This is a genomic window from Actinomycetota bacterium, from assembly GCA_035540895.1.
Taxonomy (GTDB): Bacteria; Actinomycetota; JAICYB01; order JAICYB01; family JAICYB01; genus DATLFR01.
In genome coordinates this window covers 1-4,676 of record DATLFR010000131.1, presented here as the reverse complement: position 1 = coordinate 4,676, position 4,676 = coordinate 1, and the positions used below count along the sequence as shown (strand labels likewise).

The following is a 4,676-nucleotide window of genomic DNA, read 5'->3' as shown; positions in this document are numbered from 1 at the left end:
CCCGACCCCTCGAGCACCGCCAGCTCGTTGCGCCTCCGGACGTAGTCACGCTGGGCCCGGTCGAAAGCCTCACGGAAGGACGCGTCCTCGCCGAGCCGGTCGTTCACCCGGCGCATGAACCCCGTACCCTCCAGACCCCCGATGGCGGAGGACGCCCTGCGGCACGTGAGCCAGAACAGGGTCGGGAAGGGGACGCCGTCGGCGTAGGGGTGGGTCTCGACGACCGCTGGGAGCCCGCAGGGGCAACGGGCGGCGACGCGGACCTCGCCCCGAAGGGGTCGCCCCAGCTGCAGCTCGACCGCGGCACGATCACGCGGGTCGAGCTCGAAGCGGTCCTGGCTCAGCCGAGCCTTCCGCGATCGCGACGCTTGATGTCCGCCAACCGCTCGTTGGAGCGGCGCAGGTAGGACTTCAGCATCTTCTCGAACTCGGGGTCCTGCCCGCGGCGCAGGGGCCGGCGCTCGCGCGGGTCGGGCTCCTGGAGGGCCTTGATCGACAGGTCGAGCTTGCCGTCGGGCTTCATCCCCAGGACCTTCACGGTCACCCGGTCGTTCTCCCGCAGGAACTCCTTCACGTCCTTCACATAGGACCGATCTACCTGCGAGATGTGGATCAGGCCCTTCTCCCCGGTGTCGAGAGCGACGAAGGCGCCGTAAGGTGCCAAACGCTCAACGACACCTTCGACCGTGTCGCCAACCTCTGCCATCGAACCTCCTGTCGGGTGGAACCCAATCGTATGGACGCCTCGGGGGAGCGTCAACGCCCCGCGGGTGCGCCCCCAGCGTACGGGTCCGCGGCGCTGCGCGCCGCGGACCCACGCTGAGCTCTGCTACTTGATCTCGACGGTGGCGCCGGCTCCCTCGAGGGCGGCCTTGATCTTCTCGGCCTCCTCCTTGTCGACGCCCTCCTTCACGGGCTTGGGAGCGCCGTCTACGAGGTCCTTGGCCTCCTTGAGGCCGAGGCTCGTGACCGCGCGCACCTCCTTGATGACCTGGATCTTCTTGTCGCCGGCGGCCTGCAGGATGACCGTGAACTCGTCCTGCTCGGCGGCTGCTCCGCCTCCGTCGCCTGCGGCAGCGCCGGGAGCGGCCACGGCCACGGGGGCGGCCGCCTGGATCCCGAACTCGTCCTGCATCCTCTTGGCGAGCTCGGCCGCCTCCAGGACGGACATCCCCTTGATCGCCTCGAAAACGTCGTCGACCGTCATAGCCATGGCTGTCACTCTCCTCGAGCTGCTAGCTGTTCCAACACGTAAACGATCCGGCCGAGCGGCGCCTCCAGGGTGGCGGCGATCGCGGCCAGCGGAGACTGGAGCGACCCGCAGATCTTCGCGAGCGAGACGTCCAGGGGATCGACCTTGGCGAGCGCCTGGGTCTCCTCCTTCGACATGAGCCGCCGCTCGAGCAGCCCGCCCTTGACGACGAGCGCGGGGTGGTCGTCCGCGAACGTCGTCAGGGCCTTCGTGCCCGAGACGGGGTCCCCGTACAGGAACGCGACGGCGGTGGGCCCCTCGAGGAGCCCGTCGAGCCCCTCTATCCCTATCTCCGCAGCCGCGCGCGCCGTCAGCGTGTTCTTGACGACGCGGTACTCGACCTCGGACTCGGCCAGCTTCGTGCGGAGCTCCGCCAGCTCGCCGACCGTCAGCCCGCGGTACTCCGTGAGCACGATCGCGCCCGCCCGTTCGAGACTGTCGCGGATCTTCGCGATGGCCTCGACCTTCTCGGGCCTGACCTTGACCTCGTATGTATCCGGCATGATGAAACCCCCGTCCCACTTCGGACGAGGGCCGAGGCCGCACACGGCTGGGAGCCATGCGCTTCACCTCGGCAGGCGCTCCGGAGAGCCTTCGCCCTGATGGGACCTGCTGTCTACGGCAGCGGACAGTATATCGGCCCGGCGGGCCTACTGCGTCGCGACGATGTCGCGCGGTGTCACGTTCGGGTCCACCGGGACCCCGGGGCCCATGGTGGACGAGATCGTGATGCCGCGGACGTACTTCCCCTTCGCAGCGGACGGCTTGGCCCGGATGACCTCATCGAGGACCGCCGTGAAGTTGCGCAGCAGGTCCTCCCGCGAGAACGACGCCTTGCCCAGGATCACGTGGACGTTGGCGAACTTGTCCGTCCGGTAGTTGACCTTCCCGCCCTTGATCTCCGTCACCGCCTTGCCGACGTCGGGGGTGACCGTCCCCGTCTTCGGGTTCGGCATGAGCTGACGCGGTCCGAGGATCTTCCCGATCTTCCCGACCTTGGGCATCATGTCCGGCGTCGCGATGGCGGCGTCGAACTCGAACCAGCCGCCCTGGACGCGCTCGATCAGGTCGTCGGACCCGACCACGTCGGCGCCGGCCTCCTCGGCCTCCCGGGCGGCCGGGCCGGCTGCGAAGACCGCCACCCGGACCGTCTTCCCGGAGCCGGCCGGGAGCGAGACGGTTCCGCGAAGCATCTGGTCTGCCTTCTTGGGATCGACGCCGAGCTTGAACGCGACCTCGACGGTCTCGTCGAACTTGGCCTTGGCGAGGTCCTTGACGAGATCGATCGCCTCGGCGGGCGTGTAGAGCTTGTCGCGGTCGATCCGCTCGAGCGCGGGCTGAAGGCGCTTCGCTGTCTTCACCATCTCGTCACTCCACCTTGACGCCCATCGACCGGGCGGTTCCCTCGATGATCTTCATGGCCGCCTCGACGTCGTTGGCGGTGAGGTCGGCCATCTTGGTCTCGGCGATCTCGCGGACCTGCTTGCGGTTGATCGTGGCCACCTTGTTGCGGTTCGGCTCCGGGGACCCCTTCTCGATCCCGGCCGCCTTGCGTATCAGGACGGCCGCGGGCGGGGTCTTCAGGACGAAGTCGAACGTGCGGTCGGCGTACACGGTGATCTCGACCGGGATGACGGTCCCAGCCTGCTTCGACGTCGCCTCGTTGTACTGGCGGACGAACTCCCCGATGTTGAGCCCGTGCTGACCCAGGGCGGGACCGACGGGCGGAGCCGCGCTCGCCTGTCCAGCGGGCAGCTGGAGCTTCAGCATCGCGGCGACCTTCTTGGCCTTCTTGGACATCTCTCTCGCTCCTACAGCTTCGCTACGTGATCGAACGGCAGGGTGACCGGGGTCTCCCGGCCGAAGATGTCGACCAGCACCTTCACCGTCTGCTGGTCGGCGTTGATCTCCGAGATGGGACCGCTCATACCGGCGAACGCACCGGAGATGACGCTGACGACCTCGCCCTCCTCGTACTCGAGGCGTGGGCGCACCCGCTCCTCGTCCTTCGGAGCGAGGATCTTGGCCACCTCCGCGTGGTCGAGCGGGGTGGGCTTGGCTCCCGTGGGGCCGACGAAGCCCGTCACACCGGGGGTGTTGCGGACGACGTACCAAGAGTCGTCGTCGAGGACCATCCGGACGAGGATGTAGCCGGGGAAGACCTTGCGCTGGACCATCTGCTTCTTCCCCTGCTTGAGCTCCATCACCTCCTCGGTGGGGACGACCACGTCGTAGATCTTGTCCTCCATGTTCATCGAGGAGATACGGGAGGCCAGGTTCGCCTTCACCTTGTTCTCGTAACCCGCGTAGGTGTGGACGACGTACCAGTCGCCGGGCAGGAACAGGTCCGGGCCCTCGTCCTCGTCGTCCTCGTCTTCGTCGTCCTCGTCTTCGGGGACGGCTTCGGCCGCCGGCGTGGGAGGGGGTCCGGGCTCAGCCACCGGAGCAGCGGGCTCGACGGGGTCGGCCACCGCGGAGGTCTCGGCCGAGGCCTCGGCGGCGTCCGCCGCGTTGTAGACGTCGACGGTCTCGTCGGTGTAGGCGCTCGCCTCCACGTCCGGATCGGCCGCGGCGTCACGCTCGGTGGTGAAGGTGTCCGTCTGGTTCGTCGGGTTCACATCGGTCTCCGGTTCATAGCGGGCCTGCTCGTCCTGCATGCCCTAGCCGCCCCCCGCAGGACGGAACAGGGTGATGACGGCCTCCGAGAAGCCGATGTCCATGAGGAACACGATGCCGGTCAGCAGCGAGACGACGACGACCACGACGATGGAGTACGTGATGACCTCCTGGCGGCTGGGCCAGATCACGCGACGTAGCTCGGCCACGATCTCGCGGATCCACTGTTTCATCCCGACCCGCTCGCGCTTCTGCAGCTGCTGAGGCGCGACGGGTGGACGTCCGCGCGCCGCCTGGCGCTCGGCGGCCTTCTGGTCGCGCTTCATCCGCCGCTTGATCTCGCGGTTCACTTCAATCGTCCTTCCTCGCTGATTCCCTCGCAGGGCCGGAGGGACTCGAACCCCCAACCCCCGGTTTTGGAGACCGGTGCTCTAGCCAAGTTGAGCTACGGCCCTAAGGTGGGTTGCGTGGGAACACGCCTGTTCAGTATAGACCGCACGGCGAGGGGTTGCCCCCGGGCCTAGGCGGCGAGACCGGGGCGCACCCGGCGGCGGACCACGACCACGCCCAGCGCGGTAGCAGCAGCCGCTGCGGCCGCGCCGACCCCGATCCCCTTCCACAGCCGGGGGTGCGACGTGACGACGTCGCGGGCCCGGGTCCCCCACGTGCGGTCGAGCGCGGCGATGATGTCCGCTTCCAACGTGGGAGGGACGGCCACGGTGGCGTGACGGAGCCCGGACAGGGCCGTCCGGACATCGGTCGACCGGGCGAGCTCCGTCCGGCAGTCATCGCACGTCTGGACGTGGAC

The 4,676-nt window shown here is 68.4% G+C and carries 9 protein-coding genes and 1 tRNA gene; all 10 read right to left on the bottom strand.

Annotated elements, in window-relative coordinates:
* Nucleotides 1-287, bottom strand: a 287-nt coding sequence (locus tag VM840_07340) for a DUF501 domain-containing protein (protein ID HVL81386.1), incomplete at its 3' end; no start/stop codon positions are given.
* Nucleotides 288-340: 53 nt separating this feature from the next.
* Nucleotides 341-706, bottom strand: coding sequence for a S1 RNA-binding domain-containing protein (locus tag VM840_07335; GenBank protein ID HVL81385.1), 366 nt, complete (start codon nt 704-706; stop codon nt 341-343).
* A gap of 123 nt (nt 707-829) precedes the next feature.
* A complete protein-coding gene (rplL, locus tag VM840_07330; protein ID HVL81384.1) occupies nt 830-1,213 on the bottom strand; it encodes a 50S ribosomal protein L7/L12 in 384 nt (127 codons plus the stop codon).
* Between the two features lie 5 nt (nt 1,214-1,218).
* Nucleotides 1,219-1,755 carry a 50S ribosomal protein L10 gene (gene rplJ / locus VM840_07325; protein HVL81383.1) on the bottom strand — a complete coding sequence of 179 codons (537 nt, stop codon included), beginning with the start codon at nt 1,753-1,755 and terminating at the stop codon, nt 1,219-1,221.
* Nucleotides 1,756-1,902: 147 nt separating this feature from the next.
* A complete protein-coding gene (gene rplA / locus VM840_07320) occupies nt 1,903-2,616 on the bottom strand; it encodes a 50S ribosomal protein L1 (protein HVL81382.1) in 714 nt (237 codons plus the stop codon).
* Nucleotides 2,617-2,620: 4 nt separating this feature from the next.
* Entirely contained in the window at nt 2,621-3,052 is a 432-nt protein-coding gene (rplK, locus tag VM840_07315; protein HVL81381.1) for a 50S ribosomal protein L11, read from the bottom strand.
* A gap of 11 nt (nt 3,053-3,063) precedes the next feature.
* Nucleotides 3,064-3,909: a transcription termination/antitermination protein NusG gene (nusG, locus tag VM840_07310; protein HVL81380.1), complete on the bottom strand. Its 846-nt coding sequence runs from the start codon at nt 3,907-3,909 to the stop codon at nt 3,064-3,066.
* A 3-nt stretch (nt 3,910-3,912) separates the two neighbouring features.
* On the bottom strand, nt 3,913-4,218 hold the full coding sequence (secE, locus tag VM840_07305; GenBank protein HVL81379.1) for a preprotein translocase subunit SecE: 306 nt from the start codon (nt 4,216-4,218) through the stop codon (nt 3,913-3,915).
* Nucleotides 4,219-4,248: 30 nt separating this feature from the next.
* Nucleotides 4,249-4,323 (bottom strand) — tRNA-Trp (locus VM840_07300).
* A gap of 65 nt (nt 4,324-4,388) precedes the next feature.
* Nucleotides 4,389-4,676: hypothetical protein (locus tag VM840_07295; GenBank protein ID HVL81378.1), on the bottom strand; the 288-nt coding region annotated here is incomplete at its 5' end.

What these genes read in the sequence shown, in the direction of transcription:
- VM840_07335 (HVL81385.1), bottom strand. Translation starts at nt 706, where the DNA reads ATGGCAGAGGTTGGCGACACGGTCGAAGGTGTCGTTGAGCGTTTGGCA.
- rplL (HVL81384.1), bottom strand. Translation starts at nt 1,213, where the DNA reads ATGGCTATGACGGTCGACGACGTTTTCGAGGCGATCAAGGGGATGTCC.
- rplJ (HVL81383.1), bottom strand. Translation starts at nt 1,755, where the DNA reads ATGCCGGATACATACGAGGTCAAGGTCAGGCCCGAGAAGGTCGAGGCC.
- rplA (HVL81382.1), bottom strand. Translation starts at nt 2,616, where the DNA reads ATGGTGAAGACAGCGAAGCGCCTTCAGCCCGCGCTCGAGCGGATCGAC.
- rplK (HVL81381.1), bottom strand. Translation starts at nt 3,052, where the DNA reads ATGTCCAAGAAGGCCAAGAAGGTCGCCGCGATGCTGAAGCTCCAGCTG.
- nusG (HVL81380.1), bottom strand. Translation starts at nt 3,909, where the DNA reads ATGCAGGACGAGCAGGCCCGCTATGAACCGGAGACCGATGTGAACCCG.